We start from the raw sequence: 18,134 nt of genomic DNA, 5'->3' as shown, positions 1-18,134 counted from the left end.
CATCGCTACTGCGGCTCGTCCGGCGCCGTGAACAGCGGCGTGCTCAGGTACCGCTCGCCGGTGTCCGGAAGGATGACCACCACGGTGGCACCGGCGTGCTCCGGCCGGCGGGCGATCGCGGCGGCGGCGTGCAGCGCGGCGCCGCCCGACACGCCCGCCAGGATGCCCTCGGTCCGCGCGAGCCGTCTGGCGGCGGTGTGGGCCTCGTCGACGTCGACCCGGACGACCTCGTCGTACACGGCCGGGTCGAGCACGGCGGGCACGAATCCGGCGCCGATGCCCTGAATGCCGTGCGGCCCGGGGGAGCCGCCGGAGAGCACCGGCGACTCGGCCGGCTCGACCGCGTACACCCGCAGGCCGGGCTTCTTCTCCCGCAGGGCCTGGCCGACGCCGGTCACGGTGCCGCCGGTACCGACGCCGGCCACGAACAGGTCGACGTCACCGTCGGTGTCGTTCCAGATCTCCAGCGCGGTACTACGCCGGTGTACCTCCGGATTGGCCGGGTTGTCGAACTGGCGGGGCATGAACGCGTCGCGCTCGTCGGCGATCGCGTGGGCCCGCTCGATCGCGCCGGACATGCCCGCGGCGGCGGGGGTGAGGACCAGCTCGGCGCCGTAGGCGGCGAGCAGCGCGCGACGTTCGGCGCTCATGCTCTCCGGCATGGTGAGGGTCAGCCGGTAGCCGCGGGCGGCCGCGATCAGGGCCAGGCCGATGCCGGTGTTGCCGCTGGTCGCCTCCACGATGTGGCCGCCCGGTCGCAGCGCGCCGGAGGCCTCGGCGGCCTCGATCATCGCCAGCGCGATGCGGTCCTTGACGCTGCCGCCGGGGTTGGCCGACTCGAGCTTGGCCAGCAGCCGGGCCGGCAGGCCGGGCTCGAACCGGGCGAGGCGGACCAGCGGCGTACGGCCGATCAGTGCGGTGATGTCGTGGTAGACCATTCCTGACTCCTGAGTTGCGATGTCTGGCTCCCGGGTGCGGCGGCCGGGCTCCTGGGCAGGGCCTCGGCGGCCGGCGCGCGCAGCCGGGCGCCCGCCGGGATGTCGGAAAGGACGAGGCACAACGCCCCGATCTCGGCGTCGTCGCCGATGTGCACCGGCCCCAGTACCGTCGCGCCCACGCCGAGCACGACACGGTCGCCGACGCTCGGGTGGCGGTGCCCGCCCTTCGGGTCGCGGCGCCAGCCCCGGCCGCCGAGCGTCACCTGGTGGTACATGGTCACGTCGTCGCCGATGCGGGCGGTCTGGCCGATGACGACCCCGGCGCCGTGGTCGATGAAGAGCCGTCGACCGACGACGGCGCCGGGGTGGATCTCGATGCCGGTCGCGTTGCGCATGGCTTGCGATATCAGCCGGGGCAGCAGCGGCACGCCCCAGCGGTACAGCCGGTGCGCGACGCGGTGACCCCACAGCGCCCACAGGCCCGGGTAGAGCAGGACCTCGATGCGGTGGATGCCGTACAGCGCGGGATCACGCCGGCAGGCGGTGCGGATGTCGTCCAGCACGGAAGTTCCTTCGGCGGCAGGCGGACAGGGCCGGGTTCACCGCCCGCGACAGCGCTCGTCGAACACCCGCCGCACGTGCGCGCCCGCCAGAGGAACGGCGAACCGGTAGCCGGCGAGCTGTCGCCGCTGGGTACCTTGTTCGCTCATGGCCTCGACGCTATCCGCGCGCATCCGCGGCGAGCAGGGCCGAAAGTCCCGCTGTGACTTGGCACGCTCCTGGTCCGCTGGTTTCAACGTCGTTTGACGTTATAACGTCGAGAACTGTGGAACCGTCGGGAAAAGCCACCAGCGGCGAGACCGTCGACACGCCGCAGCACCGGACGCTCGGGCCCGCCAGCCGGGTCTCGATCCTGCGCCTGCTTCGTGACACCGGGGCCGGGATGACCGCCGCCGACGTGGCGGCCCGCACCGGCCAGCACCTGTCGACCACGCGCGCCCACCTGGAGCGCCTGGCCGGCGCCGGGCTGCTGGTCAAGGCCCGGGCCAACGGCGGTCAACCGGGCCGGCCGGCCTGGCGCTATCGGGCCACCGCCACGGATCCGGCGCCCGCGGCGTACCGGGTCCTCGTGGCGGCCCTGCTCGAGCACCTGCCCAGCGACGCCGACGGCCGGACCGCGGGACGGGTCGGCCGCGACTGGGGCCTGCGGCTGGCCGCCAGCGTGCCGCCCCAGGACGACCCGGTCGAAGCGGTGACCGCCGTCCTCGGCGGGCTCGGGTTGAGCCCGCACCGGCAACCGTCCGGGCCCGGCGCCGCCTCGGTCGAGGTACACCTGCGCACGTGCCCGTTCCTGGAGCTGGTCGGGCAGCGTCCCGATGCCGTGTGCGGCCTGCACGCCGGCCTGGTCCGCGGGGTGCTGGAGAGCCGCGGCGTGCGCGACGCGGAGGCGGTGCTGGAGCCCTTCGGCGCGCCGCACGCCTGCGTGGTGCGCCTGCCGCCGCCCCGCCACCGCGCCGGGCGGCGGTGACGTCCTCCGCCACCGGCCGGTGCTACAGCCAGGTTCGGAACATCCGCTGGTACAGGCGCTTGGCCGCCACGAGGACGAACGCGTAGACGCTGAGGATGCCGGCCAGCCAGAGGTAGTAGACCGCCGGCGGCGGGCGCAGGCCAACGGCCGCGCCCAGCGGAGTAGCGGCCAGGCCGAGGCTGACCAGGATCACCACGGCGCTGGTGACGATGACCGGTCGCGCCGCCCACGACCAGCCGGACGTGCCGCCGCGGCCGCGGAGCAGGTGCACGGCGAGGATCTGGGTGAGCAGGTTCTCCACGAACCAGGCGGTGTGGAACAGCGCCTGGCCGGCGGGGGTGACGTGGGCGCCCGCGATGTGGTGCAGCGCGGCGAACGTGGCTAGATCGGCCAGGCTGTTGATCGCGCCGAAGAACAGCACGAAGCGGCTCAGGTCCCGGGTGTCGAAGGTGCGCGGCCGCTGCCGTGCGGCCGGGTCGGTGTGATCGAAGGCCAGGGATAGCTGGGACAGGTCGAACAGCAGGTTCTGCAGCAGGATCTGCAGGGGCAGCATCGGCAGGAACGGAAGGGTGGCGCTGGCGGCGAGCACGGAGCAGACGTTGCCGACGTTGGACGAGACGGTGATCTTCAGGTACTTGGCGATGTTGGCGAAGGCATGCCGGCCCGCCACCACCGCATCGGTCAAACCCGCCAGGTCCTTGCCTGTCAGCAGGACCTCGCTCGAATGCCGCGCGATGTCCACGGCGCCCTCGACGCTCGCGCCGACGTCGGCGGCGTGCAGGGCGGGCGCGTCGTTGACGCCGTCGCCGACGTATCCGACGGTGTGCCCCGCCCGGCGCAACGCGCTCACGATGCGGGCCTTCTGCCGCGCGTCGACCCGTGCGAACAGGGTGGTCCGCCGGGCGAGCGCCGCCAGCGCCGGCTCGTCCAGCGCGTCGATCTCGTGTCCGCAGACCGGCACGGCCGGGTCGAGGCCGGCGTCCTGGCAGATGCGGGCCGCGACCAGGGGGTGGTCGCCGGTGAGCACCTTGATCCGGACACCGTGCCCGGTCAGCGCGGAGAATGCCGCCGCGGCGCTGGGTTTGGCCTCGTCGAGCAGCCCGACGTAGCCGATCAGGGTCAGCGCGGTCTCGTCGGCGGGCCGCAGCGGGCGGCCGGTGGCCCTGCGGGTCCTGACCGCGACCGCCAGGGCGCGGACGCCGTCGGTGTGGAGCCGGTCGGCAAGCGCGTGCAGCCGCTGCCGGTGCGTGGCGTCGAGGGCCACGTCCCGGCCGTCGATGCGGGCATGGGTACAGCAGGCCAGCACGTGCTCGGCGGCCCCCTTGGTGATGAGCAGTTCCCGATCCCACTGCCCGGCCGGGCGCAGCACGACGGTGGCGCGGCGGCGGGTGCCGTCGAAGCCCAGTACCTGCCGGGCGGTGTACGCGTCCGCCGTGATGCCGGACTGCGAGGCGTGCTCGATCAGCGCGTCGTCGATCGCATCGGCGACGGGTGTGTCCGCGTGCTGGAGCCCGAAGCTGGCGTTGAGGTGGGCGAGGCGCAGCGGTTCGGCGTCGGACCGGCCGAGCGGGTCGAGGTGACACGCCACGGTGAGGCGGTCGACGGTGAGGGTGCCGGTCTTGTCGATGCACAGGACGTCCATCGCACCCAGGTTGTGGACCGCCGGCAGCCGCTTGACCACGATGCCGCCCGCGCGTAGCGCGGACTGCGCGCGGGCCAGCACGGTCGTGACGACCACGGGCAGCATCTCCGGCACGAGCCCGACCGCGCAGGCGACGGCGAACAGGCTCGCCTGCAGCCAGGTGTCGCGCGAGAACGTGGTGACAGCCAGCACCGCCACAACGGTGGCCAGCATCAGCCGGATGAGGGTGACGGAGACTCCCCTGACGCCGCGTTCGAACGTGCTCCGTCCGCGCCGGTCCGGCAGGTCGTGGTTGCTCATGCCGAAGTAGGTGCCGGCGCCCGTGGCGACGACCACCGCGGTCGCGCTCCCGCCGACCACCGTCGCGCCGAGCAGGCACAGCCGGGCGTGCTCGAGCAGGGTGACGCCGGCGCCGGCGTCGTCCACGGCGCGGGCGGACGCGGTCAGCGCGGCGTGTTTGCTCACCGGAAGCGACTCTCCGGTGAGCAATGCCTGGCTGACCGCCAGACCATCGCAACGCAGCAGCAGCAGGTCGGCCGGCACGACGTCGCCGCCCGCCAACCGCACCACGTCGCCCGGCACCAACTGGTCGGTCGGCACCTCCCGGGCGATCGCCGCCGCGCCGGGGCGGGCCCGCCGCAGCACGGTCGTCGTCGTCGCGGCCATGCCCTGCAGGGCAGCCGCGGCGCGATCCGCGCGGTACTCCTGGCGGACCCGCAGCGCGCAGCTGATCGCCGCCAGGGCACCGATCAGCGCGATCCCGGGGATGTCGCCGGTCAGTGCCGACACGACGCCCAGCAACACCAGGACCACCACGAACGGGTCGAGCACGGCCCGCGTCAGGTGCGCCAGCGGGCTGTGGGCCGACATCGCCGACAGCACGTTGTCACCTTGGCGGGCGAGGCGTTCCTGGGCCTCTCGCTCGTCCAGGCCCTGCAGCGACGAATCAAGCTCGCGCAGGGCCTGCAACGGGGGCATCGCGGCGAACCGCCGGAGCCGGGCGAACCGCGGGTCGAGGCGGGCCTCGCCGGATGGGTCCGCTGGGCCGGCCACCGTCTCCGCGGGGATGAGCGGGTCAGCCGCCGAGGCCACGCTTCGCTCCGCGGTACGCCGCCGGGCCATGCAGATGCGCGACCATCTCCCGGACGACCGCAACCAGGTGGGGATCGTTGATCAGGTACAACTGCCGGCGGCCCTCCCGCCGGGCCTGGACCAACCCCGCCAGCCGGAGCTTGGCCAGATGCTGGCTGACCACCTGTACCGTCGCCCCGACCTCGTCGGCGAGGGTGCTGACATCGCGCTCACCCGCGGCCAGCAGCCAGACGATGTGGAGCCGCACCGTGGCCGCGAGGATGCCGAACGTCGCCGCCGCCGACTGCAGCACCTCCGCCGAGATGTCCGTCGACTGTCCGCCGCGCGGGTTCGACACTTCGACCTCCCCGGTCAACTCGCAGGTCCGTACAGGCTACGGCCCCGGTCGCCGGTGCGGTAACGCCGAACCATAGTTGCACACTTTCGCAAATGTCTGCGTAGACTCATGGCCGTGGGACTGGAAAACCTCAGCAGCTGGCACGTGCTCGTGCTCGTGCTCGTCGGGATCTTCGTCCTCGGCCCGGACCGGCTGCCCCGGGCGATCAGCGACGGCCTCCGGCTGCTGCGCCAGGTGCGCCGGATGGCGCAGGACGCGACCGGGGAGCTGAGCCGTGATCTCGGCACGGACATCGCCCTGGAGGACCTGCACCCGAAGGCGCTGCTGCGCAAGCACCTGCTCAGTGAGGACGACGAGGCCGCGCTCCGCGCGCCGATCGACGGCCTGCTCAACGACCTGCGTGAGACGGCCGGCGCGCTGGACCACGGTACGTCGGCGGCCCGGCCGTCGTCCGCGAACTCCGCCCATGGCGAGCGCGCGCCACACCCATACTCCGAGGCGACCTGAACCTCGCTGCGCGGATCCGGTGCGGCGTGGTGCGGCGGCGCAGTCGGCGAGGCAGAAAGTACACCTGAGGGGTGACGATCGGCACCAGGATCAGGTGGCTGGCCCATATACTTGCGTAGTTGCGCAATAGACTTGACAATAGGTACCGGCTCAGACACCGCCCCACCTATCCATGAAACGCGCACGGCCCGGCACGAGCGGCCACGGCCGCCTTGTGGCCCCGCCGCTAGCTGCGTGGCTCTTTCGCACACTGCATCGGGGGCCAGTGGCTGTGGTGATCGCGGTCGCCGGTGCCGGCCGGAGCGACCGTTGATCCGTTGGAGTCCCCGTGGCGAACAAGCCGATACGCAAGCCTGGAAAGGCTGCTGGGGTCGCACATCTCACCCTGGGAGGGCTGCTGCAGCGGCCGCTCGCGTCCTACCATCTCCTGCTGTCGTGCAGCGGGCTCCTGCTCGTCGTCGGGCTGGTCATGGTCTTCTCGGCCACCAGCGTCGATGCCCTGGGGCGAACCGGAAGTCCATACCCGCCCGTAATGCAGCAAGGCGCTGCTGCCCTCGTGGGACTGGGCGCATTCTGGTGGTGTCAGCGCCTACCGGCAAGCACCTATCGTGCGTTGGCGCGCGTCGGCGTGTGGTCGGCGACGCTTTCGATGTTCGCCGTTGACGCACTCGAGTTCATGGCACGCGCGCGGTCCAGCCCTGACGGCATGCCGCATCCACTGCGGCTTGGCCCGGTGTACGCCCAGGACCGGTGGCTGTCACTCGGCCCGGTGCAACTGCAGCCCTCCGAGCTGGGCAAGCTGGCCCTCGCCGTGTGGGCGGCGGACACGCTGGCGCGCAAGGGCAAGGACCTCGCCGACTGGCGCAGCATCGTGTTTCCGTTGTTGCCGGTCACTGCTCTGCTGCTGGGTCTGGTCGGTCTCAACGATTTCGGCAGCATGGCCTGCATGCTGAGCATGATCATCGGGATGTTGTTCGTCGCCGGTGTGCGCAAGCGGGTGTTCGCCGTCCTGTTCGCAGGCATCGCGGCCGGCATGGTCGCGCTGATCGCCATGCCCAGCAAGAGCTACAGGGTCGCGCGGCTGACGACCTTCCTCGACCCGTCTGCCGCCGACCGCAACGGGCCCGCCTACCAGTTCTTCCGCGGCGTGTACGCCATCGCCAACGGCGGCTGGTTCGGTGTCGGCCTCGGCGGCGGACACCTCAAGTGGGGGCACCTGCCTGAGGCGGAGAACGACTTCATCTTCGCCGTCATCGCCGAGGAACTCGGCGTCGTGGGCTGTCTCGTGGTACTGGCCCTGTTCGCGACCCTCACCTACACCGGCCTGCGCATCGCCACCCGGGTTGAGGACACCTTCCGCCGCTTGGTGGCCACCGGCATCGTCTTCGTGATCGCCGGCCAAGCCGCCATCAACATCGGCGGGGTCATCGGCCTGATGCCCATCACAGGCGTGCCGTTGCCGTTCATCTCCAAGGGCGGCAGCTCGCTCGTCGCAACGTTGGCAGCGATCGGCGTGCTTGCGTCGTTCGCCCGAGCCGAGCCGGCGGCCGCCCTGGTACTGCACAGCCGCCCACCGGGACGGTGGCAGCGATTGCTGTGGGCCCCCCTTCCCGCGTTGCCGGTCGAACCGCGCACGAGCACGGATGGGAACGCGGGCACCGCAGTGACGCGTCGCCGACGGGCCGGCCGGGTCCATTCAGCCAGAGGGGAGGGGTGATAGGGCTGCGATGCAGCCGCCACACCGGAGGCTCCTTGTTGCTGCTGGAGCTGGCGTCGATCACCACGATGATCGTGTTGATCTCGCTTGACCCGGTGGGGCGGGCACCGGCCACCCGACGGACGTTCAGGTTGTGAGGGTCAGCCAGCCGAGGCTGGCGATGCCGGCGGTGACGCAGTAGATGGCGAACGGGGTCAGCGTGCGGGTTTCGAAGTAACGGGTCAGGAACCGCAGTGACAGGTACGCCGCCACGCCGGCGACGAGGCTGCCTGCCAGGACCTGGCCGAGGATGGCGTGGCCGGCGGGGCTGGCGAGCTCGGGGAGTTTGAGCAGGCCGGCGGCAGCGATGACGGGGGTGGCGAGGAGGAAGGCGAATCGGGCGGTGTCTTCGTGGGACAGGCCGCGGATCAGGCCGGCGGCCATGGTGGAACCCGAGCGGCTGATGCCCGGGAACAGGGCAAGGATCTGTGCGGCGCCGATCGCGGCGGCCTCGCCCCAGCCCAGGCGCGAGAGTCGCTGGTCGGATTCGAGCGCCGCCTGGGCGTCGCCGCCGTGGGCGGACACACCTGCCTCGCCGCCAGCGTAGCCGCTGGCGGTGTAGACCTGGCTGCGCCTGCTCTGGCCGTGAAGCGCGGGCGGGCCGACCGGGATCGGCGTGGGCGTGGACGCGACGCTGGCCTGGCCGCGGCGGGCACGCAACTGTTCCACGATGAACAGGACGAGGCCGTTGAGCGTGAGGAACAGTGCGGCCGGTACCGGTTTTCCCAACGTGGTACGGAAGGTGTGCTCGAGGCCGATGCCGGCCAGCCCCACCGGGATGGTGGCGACAATGAGCAACCATCCGAGGCGCTGGTCCGCGGTCGTGATGCTCCGGCTGCGGATGGATGTGAACAGGCCGACGACGATGCGGGTCCAGTCGCGGCGGAAGAAGACCACCAGCGCGATCGCGGTGGCCACGTGTACGGCTACAAGGAATGTCAGGTACGGCGAGTCCGGGGCCGACATGTCCAGGTTGTGCGCCCACGATCCGCCGAGCAGGGCGGGGATGAGAATGCTGTGGCCCAGACTGGAGACCGGGAACAGTTCGGTGACGCCTTGCAGCGCCCCGATGAGCATGGCTTGTAGGTAGGTCATGTCGGTGGCCTTCCAGGCGTCAGGGCCGGCGTGGTCGCGGGCTGGATGGACGGAGAGCGAATCTCGCCGGGCGGTTGTCGCCGCGGGCTTGGCGACGTAGGCCGGCTTGACCTTCGACACGGATGACGCCCGCAGGACGAACCTCCCGCGCCGAGCCGCCGTGCCGCCAGATGCGCGGCCGGGCTCGCGCTTGCGAGCGGCTTGAGCCCGAGGGGGTACCTGCGCCGGCGAAGGCGCGCTGTCCGGGGCGGTCGGGTTGAACACGGCACCACGCCACTCCTTTCTGCCGTGGGCGGCGGGTGCCACCGAAGCCGGGCCAGGCCTTGCCCGGAGCGGGCTGGCGCTGTGATCCTATACTTGCGCAAAATCGCAACTGTCATGAGATGGTCAGCGGAGGCCTGTCGCAGGGGCGACCGCCCCGCCGTCCAGGGAAAGGACCGCACCCCGATGAATACTCCGAATCCCTTACCTCCCGACCGGCGACCGTCCGCGCTGCCGTGGTGGATCCCCGACGCCGCGGTGATTGCGCTGCTGACCTGCACCGCGCCGGTCGGGGTCGGAGTGCCGCGATGAGGAACGGGCCGGCTGGCGGGCGACGTGGACGGCGGGGCAGGGCGCCGTTGTGGGCCCGGTTGTTGCTGCTGTCCGGTGCGGTGTTGATACTGATCAGCGGTGGCTCACTGATCGTGGGCAAGGTGATGCTGGACCACTACAGCGGCCAGATCGTCCATGACGGAGGTCTCGGCGACGCCGCGGCCGGCGCCTCGATCGACGGGCCGATCAACCTGCTGCTGGTCGGGATCGACGAGCGGGTCGACAACCCGGCGATGGGCGCCCGCGCGGATTCGATCATCATCGCGCACGTGCCTGCTTCGCACGATGCGGTATTCCTGACCTCGATCCCGCGGGATACCCGGGTGCGGATACCGAAGAGCCCGACGACGAAGTACCCCGGCGGCACCGACAAGATCAACGCGGCGTTCCAGTTCGGATACCAGAATGGCGGCGGCCGCACCGGTGGCTTGGCACTGCTGGCCGAGACCGTGAGCGGCCTGGCCGGCGGCTTGAAGTTGAACGGCGCGGCGATTGTGAACTTCGACGGGTTCCGGGGTCTGGTAAAGGCGATCGGCGGGGTGCACATGTGTGTTGACGAGCGCACCATCTCGATCCACACCGGCTGGAACACCAAGACCGGCGAGGAAGGGGTTCCGTACTACTTCAACGCCGACGGTATCCCGACCGGGCTGAAACCGAACATGCGACCGCAGGTGTACGAGGTCGGCTGCCGCGACTTCGCCGCCTGGGAAGCCTTGGACTACGTCCGGCAGCGCGACAAGCTGGCCAACAACGACGGCGACTACGGCAGGCAGCGACATCAGCAGCAATTCATCAAGGCGATGCTGACCAAGGCGACGAGCGCCGGCGTGATCACCAACCCAATCAAGATCAACGAAGTGTTGGACTCCGTTGGGCAAGCGGTGTCGTTCTACAACAACAACGTGTCACTCGCCAACTGGCTGTTCACCTTGAAGGGCATCAAGCCTGACGACATGGTCACGTTGAAGGTGAACAATGGCCAGTTCCACTCTCAGACCATCAACGGGCAGTCGTTCGAGATCCTCGACGACACCGCCATGGCCCTGCTGACCGCGATCGCCCAGGACCGCGTAGGTGCGTTCGTGGCCGAACATCCGGACATGATCAGCAACGACGCCGCCCAGCCCGCCGGGAGGCCATCGACACAAGCCCGCTGACCCACACTGCTCCCCGGCGAGTTCGAGACGATCGGTGCCGGCAGCCCCCGGGCCTGCCACCCCGGGGCCCGGCACGCTGGTCCTCTTCGCTGGAGGTTCGGTAGACTCGCGGGCCGGGATCGTGGACGCGCGACAGCGGGCTTGCGGTTCGACGACGAGGTGAGCGCCATCCGGGGCGTGGACAGCAACACTGACGACCGCGGCTGAGCAGCGGCGGTCCCGACTACGAGGCAGCGCGGATGGCGCAGGCACTATGGAAGACCGAGCCAGAGGATCACGACTATCCGGCGGCGGCCTCCTACCTTTCGTTGCTGGCTCCCGACGACGTGGTCGCCGCACTGGTGAAGGCGTTGAGGGCCGCACCGGTGCAGCACTTCCACGCGAAGGACATCCTGCGAGCGGCCGGTCTACCGCTGCTGCCGGCGGACAACCGGCACGTCGCCGCCGACCTGCACAAGATCGAACAGGGGCGCCGGCTGTCGCCGGTGCTGCTCCTACGGGGCGACCTGGCGACCGGCATCAGCCTGCAGATCGCCGACGGCTACCACCGGGTGTGCGCCAGTTACCACACCGACGAGAACACCGACATCCCCTGCCACCTTGTCGCGGTGCCGCCGAACAGGGGTCACGCCTGAGGCTTGTCGTCGCCAAGGCGAGGTACCCATGCGGCCGCCCCGGCGACGTCGGCCGTCGCGCCCCGGATGCTACCGGGAGCCGCACCTCGGCTTCGGCGGGCGAGTACGCGCGGGCGATGGTCACGCCACCGGGCGGCGTCCGCTGCCGCGTTCCCATTCAAGGAACCGCTCGGTCTCATCCATCAACGCGCCCGCCAGCCAGGTGACCAACGCGGCATCGCCGAGCACCCCGACGATGAGAAAGATTGCCACGCCGATGAAGTCGAACGGCGAGACGAGATAGATCGCGGCGACCGCCATCGTCGCCAGCCGGGCGGCGCCGTCGTACTGGCCCCGCAGCGTGGCCGCGATCAGCCGGGGTACGGCCGCCAGCCGCCGGCCCACTCCGGGCGTGCCCGGCTTGAACACCCTCACCAGCGCCACCAGCGCCAGCCGCCGCCGTAACCTCGCCGCCATCGTCGACTCCGTTCGTCGCCTGGAACTGACCGAGCGCACCACTGGGCCTGCTTGTCCGTTCGTGGCGCCCTGTCGCCGCCGCCCATCGAGCGGGACGGCGACCTTTGCGATCGGCGCCCAGCCGCGTTCGGTTGGTCGGTTCCGACGCCACACGAGGTGCCGCCCCATCGGGTGGCTAACGCATGGGTCATTTGCGATGTGATGCAACTATAGGGCAGACGCCCAGAGTTGAGGCGCGACACGCGCCGGGGCGGCCGATCGCGGCTACGAGCACGAAGCATGCGCTCGCCGGACCGCCCTCCGGGGTGGCCGGCGGGCAGGGCGGTCCGGCTGCGGAACGGTGTCAGACCTCGGGACCGATGACGGTCGGGCCGGGCGGGTGGGCAACCGTTACCGCCGCCGGCGGAAAGCCGGTGCGGTCGTGACGGGAGCATGTTGGCCCGTCCGCGATCGGCCGGCCTCAGTGGGTTCACAGCAGCCGTCGATGAAGATGGCCCCGGAACTCAGTCGGACGAGGAGCGCGTGAATGCAGGCTGTCGTATGCACCAGGTACGGGCCCCCCGAAGTGCTGTGCCTGACCGAGGTCGACCAGCCGGAGCCGGGGCCGGGCGAGGTGCGCGTGAGGGTCCGCGCCACGACCGTGACGACCAGCGACTGCTTCGTGCGCGGCTTCCGTCTCAAGCCGTCGCTGTGGATACCAGCCCGCCTGGTGCTGGGCGTCACCAGGCCGAGACGGCCGGTGCTCGGCATGGTGTTCGCCGGTGACGTGGACGCCGTCGGACCGGGCGTTGCCGCCACGCAGGTCGGGCAGGCGGTGTACGGGTTCGACCGGTTCCGCTTCGGCTGCTACGCCGAGTACAAGGTCCTGCCGGCCAGCGGAGTGGTCGCGCCGAAGCCCGCCAACCTCGACTACGAGCGGGCCGCCGCCCTGCCGTACGGCGGGCTACTGGCGCTGTCCTTCCTCCGTGGTCGCGTCCGGCCGGGACAGAATGTCCTCGTGTACGGCGGGTCCGGGGCGGTCGGCACGGCCGCCGTTCAGCTCGCCAAGCACGACGGGGCCCGGGTGACAGCGGTGTGCGGGCCGGCCAACGCCGACCTGGTCGCATCGCTGGGCGCCGACACGGTCATCGACTACCACCGTCAGGACGTCACCGAGGTCGACGAGCGGTTCGACCTGATCTTCGTCGCCGTCGGCGACCGGGTCGGACCGCCGACGCGCCGGCACTGCCGCCGCATCCTCACTCCGGACGGCACGTACCTCGCCGTGGACCAGGGCCGGCCGGTAGTACGCGGCGACGACCTGCGCCTGCTCACCCGGCTGGCCGAGGCGGGCAGACTCACCCCTGTCATCGACCGCCGGTACGGGCTGGCCGAGATGGCCGAGGCGCACCGGTACGTCGAGGGCGGGCACAAGCGGGGCAACGTGGTCGTCACTGTCGCTTCGTAGCCGGCGGTGACAGGCGTCGCGGCGGCGAACCCGCGAGCCGGCGACGCGATGTGCTCCAGCCATCGCCGGACCGTCCCCGGTGTCAGCCGCAGCCCGACGCCGCTCTCTCATGGGCCGGTCGCAGTCCGGTCTGCGACCTCCACCTCGCATGTTGGAGACCAGATTTCGCGCGGACTGGCCATGTCTCGGCCGGAACCATCCGCCGCTGCCGCGTCGAGGACGTTCGGTCAGGGCCGAGCCCCCGGTTTGCTCTGGGCAGTCGCCGGCGGAAGCTTGCCGTGACGAGCGCGAGGCGCATGAGGTCGTCATCGAGCAACGCAGCCGGCGAAGCCGCCGACCTGCTGCGGGATCTCGCCAGGCTAGGATCGAGCGGGTGACGGCAAGTACCAGTGACATCGAGAAGGCGGCCGGTGTGCTGCGCGCCGGAGGGCTGGTGGCCCTCCCCACCGAGACCGTCTACGGTCTGGGCGCCGACGCTGAGAATCCGGCCGCTGTCTCGCGCATCTTCGAGGTCAAGGGCCGTCCGCCCTCCCACCCGCTGATCGTCCACCTCGGCGGCGCAGAGCACTTGGGCGACTGGGTCGAGGACGTGCCCGCGACAGCGCGCCTGCTGGCTGAACGCTTCTGGCCGGGACCGCTCACGCTGGTTCTGCGCCGCGGTCACCGGGTGCCCCTCGAAGCGACGGGTGGCCTGGAGACGGTAGCCGTGCGCGTGCCCGACCACCCCGTCGCCCTCGCGCTGCTGTCGGCCTTCGGCGGGGGCGTCACGGCCCCGTCCGCCAACCGCTTCGGCCAGGTCAGCCCCACAACGGCAGACCATGTCCGTGCGGAGCTCGGTGATGCCGTCGACTTCGTGCTGGACGGCGGCCCATGTCAGGTCGGCGTCGAGTCGACAATCGTCGACGTGACGGGCGAGATCCCGTGCATCCTGCGGCCCGGCGGGGTGACACGAGAGGACCTCGAAGCGGTGCTGGGGTGCCCGCTCGTGGTTCCCTCGACGAGCCATGTCCGCGTGCCGGGCCAGCATCCGTCGCACTACGCGCCCCGTGCCCGGGTCGTTCTCGTCGAGCCGGAGAAGGTCGTCGTCGAAGCGGAGCTCGCGCAGGAGCTGGGGCATCGGGTGGGCGTCCTGCTTCCTCCGTGCTTCCCCGACACCCCGGTGAGGGCGCATGTCGTGGTGACGGTCCCCGATTCGATGGACGCCTACGCGCGCGGGCTGTACGGGTTCCTGCGCGAACTCGACGAGCAGGGGTGTGACCTCATCTTCGCCTCCTTGCCGGCGGAGGAGGGAATCGGACTCGCGATCGCCAACCGGCTCCGCCGCGCCGCAGGGCCGCGGCCCACTGCGTGACCACGCCGCGCTGTCAGGACCTGGCGGGCACCTGCGCGTCGAGGCCGCGCGCCGCGACGAGATGGGCACTGCCGTCGGCCAGGCGGTAGCACAGGCCCACCACGGCGGCCTGGCCGGCGGCGACCTTCTCGGCCAGGACCCGGGAGCGGTCCAGCAGCAGGTCGACGGTCTGCCGTACGTGCTCAGCGAGGATCTCCTCCGGCTCGAACCGACCGGCGGCCCGTGCCGCCAGGACGCTGGGGGTCACCCGCTCGACGACGTCACGGACGTATCCGGCCGGTGCCATGCCGTCCTCCAGCGCGGCGCACGCCGCGCCGACCGCGCCGCACGAGTCGTGACCGAGGACCACGACCAGAGGGCAGCCCAGCACGTCCGCGCCGTACTCAATGCTGCCCAGCACCTCCGCGCCCACGACGTGGCCGGCGGTGCGCACCACGAACAGGTCGCCCAGGCCGCGGTCGAAGATGATCTCGGCGGCCAGCCGTGAGTCGGAGCACCCGAACAGCACGGCGAAGGGCTCCTGGGACGGTGCGATCTCGGCGCGGCGGGTAGCGTCCTGGTTGGGGTGCTCGGGGGTGCCGGCGACGAAACGCCGATTTCCGGCCAGCAGCAGCTCAAAGGCGGCGCGGGACGTCGGGCTCTTGATCTCGGCCATGGCCGCAGCCTAGGACCCGGCACCAGCCGTCGCAGCACCCGGCCCCGCCGGAGCTTGCAGGACTGGACCACGCCGGCGGCTTGCCCACCGACCTGAGGCGCCGCACGGTGAGGTCGTCGCCGAAACGATCACCCGCGCCCAGCTCACGCAGGTGAGAAGAGCACCAACGAGTTCTGGCCGGGTATGCGCGGTGTCGTCGCCGGGCGGTTGGCGATGCGCGATAGTGATCGGATGAGTTTCGGCAGTCTGGCGGTGGTGTGCGCGGTCGCGCTGCTGGGGCCGCTGCTGGCGTCGCCGCGGCGCTGGCACCTGCCGGTCGTACTCGGGGAGCTCGTCGCCGGGGCGGCGGTCGGGCAGACCGGCGCCGGCATCATCGAGGCCCGGGACAGCACGTTCGCCTTCCTGGCGAACATCGGCTTCGCGTTGGTGATGTTCGTGGCCGGGACGCACGTGCCGGTGCGCGACCCGCGTCTGCGCGGCGCCCTGCGGATCGGCCTCGCGCGCGTGGTGGGCGTCGCGGCGCTCGCGTGCATTCCCGCGGTACTCCTCGGGAACATCTTCTTCCACACCGGGCATGCGGCGCTCTACGCGGTGTTGATGGCGTCGTCGTCGGCCGCGCTGATCCTGCCGATCGTCGATGGCCTCGGCCTGGCGGGCGACGCGGTGCTGCAGCTGCTGCCGCAGGTCGCGATCGCCGACGCCGTGTGCATCGTGGCACTGCCGCTCGCGATCGACCCCCGGCACGCCGGCCGGGCGGCACTCGGCGCCGGCCTGGTCCTCGCGGCAACGGTGGTGCTGTATGTGTTGCTGCGCTGGCTCGAGGTGTCGGGCCTGCGCAAACGGGTCCACCGGGTGTCCGAGCGGCGCAAGTTCGCCATCGAGATGCGTGTCAACCTCGTCATCCTGTTCGCGCTCGCGGCGCTCGCGCAGGCGGCACACGTCTCGATCCTGCTCGCCGGCTTCTGCTTCGGGCTGGCGGTCGCCGCGGTCGGCGAACCGCGGCGGCTGGCGCGGCAGCTGTTCGCGCTGACCGAAGGGTTCCTGGGCCCGCTGTTCTTCGTCTGGCTGGGCGCGACCCTCGACGTGCGGGCGCTCGCCGAGGATCTCCGGTCGGCGGTACTCGCCGTGGCGCTCGGCCTGGGTGCGGTCCTGGTCCACGTGGCGATGCGGCCGACCGGCCAGCCGTTCGCGTACGGCGGCCTGGCCGCGGCGCAGCTCGGCGTCCCCGTCGCCGCGGCAACGCTGGGCACACAGCTCGGGCTGCTGCGTCCGGCCGAGGCCGCCGCCCTGATCCTCGCCGCGGTGCTCACGATCGCCGTGGCCGTGTGGTCCGCGGCCGCCGCGTCGCGTGCGGCGGCCCCGACGCCGTAGCGCGACTGCCCGCCCGCCTCCCGATACCCGTCGCCGATCAGATCTCGCCGAACATCAGCACGCCTCCGGTCGCGTCGAGGACCGCGGGAACGCCCACGGGTACCGGTTGCTCACCAGGGCCGGCCGGCACCGCGCCGAGTACCGGTACGCCGAGGGCGTCGAGGCGGTCGGCGAGTACGTCACGCAGGCTCCACTCACGGTCGACGAGGCCGTCGAACCCGGCGAAGCGGCCGACCGCCACGCCGCGGACGCGGTCCAGAACGCCGGCGCGGATCAGGTGGGTGAGCTGCCGGTCGACCTGTCCCAAGCCCTGGGTTCGCTCGCCGGTGAGCAGCAGGATGGCGCCGTCGAGCGATGGCAGGCCCGCGCCGAGCATCGCGCGCAGCGGGCCGAGGCTCCCGCCGAGCAGCACGCCCTCTGCGCAGCCGGGCACCTGGGTCTGCCCGGTGAGGCGCAGCGGGCCGGGCCGGATCTCGCCCTCGCCGTGGTAACCGACCAGGCCGCATTCGCGCCACAGCTCGAGATGGACGAACGTGGTGCCACCCGTGCCCACGATCGGCTTCGGATCGGCCCGCACGGCGTCGAGATCGAGGCCGTCGAGCAGGCGATGGTCGCCGTCCAGCGCGATCACTCGGACAGCCGGGTCACGCAGCGCCGCGTTGAGCTGTGCGGTGTCCATCAGCACACCGCCGATGCCGCGGTCAGGGTGCCCGCGTACGTGTCGAGCGTCGCGGGAACACCCAACGGCAGGCACACCTGGTCCTCGGTGTGCCCGAACGGCAGACCGGCGAGGATTGGCACGCCCAGGCCGCCCAGACGTTCGCGGATGACGGTGACCGCCTGCTCGGGGCCGGGCTCAGCGACGCTGGGATCCAGGCCGGTGAGGTCACCGATCGCGAAGCCGGCGATCCCGTCGAGCACGCCTGCGCGCAGCATGCCCCACAGCATGCGGTCGAAGTGCGGGTTCTGCGGCCCCTCCAGGCACAGGATGACGCCGTCGAGCCGGGGCAGGCCCGCGCCGAGGAAGTTGGCCACCGCGCCGGCGCATCCGCCCACAAGGATCCCCGTCGCACGCCCCGGGACGGTCACGGGCGACGGCTCGGCATGCAGAGTGATTGGCTCAGTCTCGAAGAGCAACTGCCGGCAGGAGTCGTCGGTACGCCCACCGGTGCCCACGCAGCCGTGCACACCGGCCAGCCCGGTCGCCGTCCACAGCGCGAGGTGCAGATTGGTGATGTCGCTGAAACCCACGACGGGCTTCGGGTCGTCACGCACGGCGGTCATGTCCAGGCCGTCCACGATCCGGTACGCGCCCGCGCCGCCCAAGGAGGCGACGACCGCTCGCACCCCCGGGTCGCGCAGCGCGTCGTTGAGGTCGGCGAGCCGGTCGGCGTCGGTGCCGGCCATGAACCCGTGCCGGTCGAGGGCGTGCGCACCGAGCTCCGGCCGCAGCCCCCATCCGGCAAGCGTCCCGATGACCTGTCCGGCCCACTCCGCGCTCGGAAAACTGGCCGGCGACACCACGCGGACGCGGTCGCCAGGTCGCAATCTCTGCCCCCGCATCCCTGGA

17 protein-coding genes are annotated in these 18,134 nt (G+C 71.6%); 8 read left to right on the top strand and 9 right to left on the bottom strand.

The window, feature by feature from the left end; translation table 11 throughout:
* Positions 1-5: 5 nt before the first annotated feature.
* Both cysK and epsC read right to left on the bottom strand, forming a co-directional pair.
* Positions 6-938: a cysteine synthase A gene (gene cysK / locus ABD352_RS27165; RefSeq protein WP_344615317.1), complete on the bottom strand. Its 933-nt coding sequence runs from the start codon at positions 936-938 to the stop codon at positions 6-8.
* Positions 911-1,501 (bottom strand): serine O-acetyltransferase EpsC, encoded by a 591-nt coding sequence (gene epsC, locus ABD352_RS27160; RefSeq protein ID WP_344615316.1) that lies wholly within the window; start codon positions 1,499-1,501, stop codon positions 911-913. The genes cysK and epsC overlap by 28 nt, the downstream gene beginning before the upstream one ends.
* 248 nt (positions 1,502-1,749) lie before the next feature.
* On the opposite strand from epsC, the gene ABD352_RS27155 reads away from it, so the two are divergent.
* The gene (locus tag ABD352_RS27155; protein ID WP_344615419.1) at positions 1,750-2,466 is read left to right on the top strand and encodes a helix-turn-helix transcriptional regulator; all 717 of its coding nucleotides are present in this window, start codon (positions 1,750-1,752) and stop codon (positions 2,464-2,466) included.
* 22 nt (positions 2,467-2,488) lie between these two features.
* Here the strand turns inward: ABD352_RS27155 and mgtA are convergent, their stop codons facing one another.
* A complete protein-coding gene (mgtA, locus tag ABD352_RS27150) occupies positions 2,489-5,200 on the bottom strand; it encodes a magnesium-translocating P-type ATPase (RefSeq protein WP_344615315.1) in 2,712 nt (903 codons plus the stop codon).
* Positions 5,184-5,555, bottom strand: a complete 372-nt coding sequence (locus ABD352_RS27145; RefSeq protein WP_344615314.1) for an ArsR/SmtB family transcription factor — start codon at positions 5,553-5,555, stop codon at positions 5,184-5,186. Before ABD352_RS27145 ends, mgtA begins: the two co-directional genes overlap by 17 nt.
* 96 nt (positions 5,556-5,651) lie before the next feature.
* Between ABD352_RS27145 and ABD352_RS27140 the strand changes: the two genes are divergently transcribed.
* Entirely contained in the window at positions 5,652-6,044 is a 393-nt protein-coding gene (locus ABD352_RS27140) for a twin-arginine translocase TatA/TatE family subunit (protein ID WP_344615313.1), read from the top strand.
* 328 nt (positions 6,045-6,372) lie between these two features.
* Positions 6,373-7,761: an FtsW/RodA/SpoVE family cell cycle protein gene (locus ABD352_RS27135; protein WP_344615312.1), complete on the top strand. Its 1,389-nt coding sequence runs from the start codon at positions 6,373-6,375 to the stop codon at positions 7,759-7,761.
* 126 nt (positions 7,762-7,887) lie between these two features.
* Here ABD352_RS27135 and ABD352_RS27130 read toward each other — a convergent pair whose 3' ends face one another.
* Entirely contained in the window at positions 7,888-9,015 is a 1,128-nt protein-coding gene (locus tag ABD352_RS27130; RefSeq protein ID WP_344615311.1) for an undecaprenyl-diphosphate phosphatase, read from the bottom strand.
* Positions 9,016-9,527: 512 nt separating this feature from the next.
* Between ABD352_RS27130 and ABD352_RS27125 the strand changes: the two genes are divergently transcribed.
* Positions 9,528-10,649 carry an LCP family protein gene (locus tag ABD352_RS27125; protein WP_344615310.1) on the top strand — a complete coding sequence of 374 codons (1,122 nt, stop codon included), beginning with the start codon at positions 9,528-9,530 and terminating at the stop codon, positions 10,647-10,649.
* Between the two features lie 239 nt (positions 10,650-10,888).
* Entirely contained in the window at positions 10,889-11,284 is a 396-nt protein-coding gene (locus ABD352_RS27120) for a hypothetical protein (RefSeq protein ID WP_344615309.1), read from the top strand.
* 120 nt (positions 11,285-11,404) lie between these two features.
* On the opposite strand, the gene ABD352_RS27115 is transcribed toward ABD352_RS27120, so the two are convergent.
* A complete protein-coding gene (locus tag ABD352_RS27115; RefSeq protein WP_344615308.1) occupies positions 11,405-11,740 on the bottom strand; it encodes a YkvA family protein in 336 nt (111 codons plus the stop codon).
* Between the two features lie 526 nt (positions 11,741-12,266).
* On the opposite strand from ABD352_RS27115, the gene ABD352_RS27110 reads away from it, so the two are divergent.
* Both ABD352_RS27110 and ABD352_RS27105 read left to right on the top strand, forming a co-directional pair.
* Entirely contained in the window at positions 12,267-13,187 is a 921-nt protein-coding gene (locus ABD352_RS27110; protein ID WP_344615307.1) for an NAD(P)-dependent alcohol dehydrogenase, read from the top strand.
* Positions 13,188-13,560: 373 nt separating this feature from the next.
* Positions 13,561-14,538: an L-threonylcarbamoyladenylate synthase gene (locus ABD352_RS27105; RefSeq protein ID WP_344615306.1), complete on the top strand. Its 978-nt coding sequence runs from the start codon at positions 13,561-13,563 to the stop codon at positions 14,536-14,538.
* A gap of 13 nt (positions 14,539-14,551) precedes the next feature.
* Here ABD352_RS27105 and ABD352_RS27100 read toward each other — a convergent pair whose 3' ends face one another.
* Complete coding sequence (locus tag ABD352_RS27100) at positions 14,552-15,193, bottom strand: carbonic anhydrase (RefSeq protein ID WP_344615305.1); 642 nt, start codon at positions 15,191-15,193, stop codon at positions 14,552-14,554.
* Positions 15,194-15,424: 231 nt separating this feature from the next.
* Here ABD352_RS27100 and ABD352_RS27095 point away from each other — a divergent pair, with 231 nt between their 5' ends.
* Positions 15,425-16,564 (top strand): cation:proton antiporter, encoded by a 1,140-nt coding sequence (locus ABD352_RS27095; protein ID WP_344615304.1) that lies wholly within the window; start codon positions 15,425-15,427, stop codon positions 16,562-16,564.
* A 37-nt stretch (positions 16,565-16,601) separates the two neighbouring features.
* On the opposite strand, the gene ABD352_RS27090 is transcribed toward ABD352_RS27095, so the two are convergent.
* Entirely contained in the window at positions 16,602-17,243 is a 642-nt protein-coding gene (locus tag ABD352_RS27090; RefSeq protein WP_344615303.1) for an LD-carboxypeptidase, read from the bottom strand.
* The gene (locus ABD352_RS27085; RefSeq protein ID WP_344615302.1) at positions 17,243-18,127 is read right to left on the bottom strand and encodes a S66 peptidase family protein; all 885 of its coding nucleotides are present in this window, start codon (positions 18,125-18,127) and stop codon (positions 17,243-17,245) included. Before ABD352_RS27085 ends, ABD352_RS27090 begins: the two co-directional genes overlap by 1 nt.
* Positions 18,128-18,134: the final 7 nt, after the last annotated feature.

The sequence above is a fragment of the Dactylosporangium salmoneum genome (genome assembly GCF_039532525.1).
Classification (GTDB): domain Bacteria; phylum Actinomycetota; class Actinomycetes; order Mycobacteriales; family Micromonosporaceae; genus Dactylosporangium; species Dactylosporangium salmoneum.
The sequence above is the reverse complement of the archived record's forward strand: the minus strand, read 5'-3'. Positions and strand labels throughout refer to the sequence as shown.

Coding starts and splice junctions, on each gene's coding strand:
- cysK (WP_344615317.1), bottom strand. CDS start 938: ATGGTCTACCACGACATCACCGCACTGATCGGCCGTACGCCGCTGGTC.
- ABD352_RS27090 (WP_344615303.1), bottom strand. CDS start 17,243: ATGGACACCGCACAGCTCAACGCGGCGCTGCGTGACCCGGCTGTCCGA.
- ABD352_RS27110 (WP_344615307.1), top strand. CDS start 12,267: ATGCAGGCTGTCGTATGCACCAGGTACGGGCCCCCCGAAGTGCTGTGC.
- ABD352_RS27120 (WP_344615309.1), top strand. CDS start 10,889: ATGGCGCAGGCACTATGGAAGACCGAGCCAGAGGATCACGACTATCCG.
- ABD352_RS27095 (WP_344615304.1), top strand. CDS start 15,425: ATGAGTTTCGGCAGTCTGGCGGTGGTGTGCGCGGTCGCGCTGCTGGGG.
- ABD352_RS27085 (WP_344615302.1), bottom strand. CDS start 18,127: ATGCGGGGGCAGAGATTGCGACCTGGCGACCGCGTCCGCGTGGTGTCG.
- ABD352_RS27100 (WP_344615305.1), bottom strand. CDS start 15,193: ATGGCCGAGATCAAGAGCCCGACGTCCCGCGCCGCCTTTGAGCTGCTG.
- ABD352_RS27115 (WP_344615308.1), bottom strand. CDS start 11,740: ATGGCGGCGAGGTTACGGCGGCGGCTGGCGCTGGTGGCGCTGGTGAGG.